The 865-nt window shown below is 68.6% G+C and carries 1 protein-coding gene; it reads left to right on the top strand.

The annotated features are described in order from the left end of the window. Positions 1-46 precede the first annotated feature (46 nt). Positions 47-855, top strand: a protein-coding gene (locus DY218_RS24265; RefSeq protein ID WP_199566839.1) for an IS5 family transposase whose coding sequence is annotated in 2 segments (ribosomal slippage) — positions 47-394 and positions 397-855 — 807 coding nt in all. Because the reading frame shifts where the segments join, the coding sequence is not laid out codon by codon here. Positions 856-865: the final 10 nt, after the last annotated feature.

Below are 865 nucleotides of genomic sequence, written 5' to 3'. Positions count from 1 at the left end.
CTAAGACGCCATTTCACTTGGCGTGATCTTGCGGCAGTCTGGGGTGATGACTGCTGCGCTTGTCGAGCGGATGGCGCCGGAAGACTTGTGGACCCTGTTCCAGCGGGTGGTGCCGCCGGCGCCGGTTCGCCCGCAGGGTGGAGGGCATCGTCGGCGAGGAGACCGTGAGGTGCTGGCCGCGATCATCTTCGTGGCCACCTCGGGCTGTACCTGGAACCAACTGCCACCGGGCTTTGGCCTGTCGGGCGTGACCGCCTTCCGCCGGTTCACCGAGTGGACCGAGGCCCGGGTGTGGGCCAAGCTCCACCGCCTGGTCCTGGACGAACTCGGTGCCCGGGGGGAGCTGGACTGGTCGCGGTGCGCGATCGACTCGGTCAGCGTCCGGGCCCTCAAAGGGGGCATCTGACGGGACCGAATCCGACCGACCGCGGCAAGAAGGGATCGAAAATCCACCTCATCGTCGACCGCCAGGGCCTGCCCCTGTCGATTGGCATCTCCGCCGCCAACCTCCACGACAGCCAGGCACTCATCCCGCTGGTCCGCGGCATCCCGCCCATCCGGTCACGTCGCGGTCCACGACGCAGGCGGCCCGGCAAACTGCACGGCGACAAGGGATACGACTATCGCCATCTGCGGCGATGGCTCGCTTCCCGCGGCATCCGGCACCGCCTCGCCCGCAAAGGCATCGAGTCCTCCCGGCACCTGGGCCGGCACCGCTGGGTGGTGGAGCGGACCGTGTCCTGGCTGTCCGGCTGCCGCCGCCTGCACCGCCGCTACGAGCGCAAGCCGGAACACTTCCTCGCCTTCACCGCCATCGCCGCAACCCTCATATGTCACCGCCGCCTGGCCAAGTGAAATGGCGTCT

Source organism: Streptomyces triticagri (assembly GCF_003429565.1).
Taxonomy (GTDB): Bacteria; Actinomycetota; Actinomycetes; order Streptomycetales; family Streptomycetaceae; genus Streptomyces; species Streptomyces triticagri.
The sequence above is the reverse complement of the archived record's forward strand: the minus strand, read 5'-3'. Positions and strand labels throughout refer to the sequence as shown.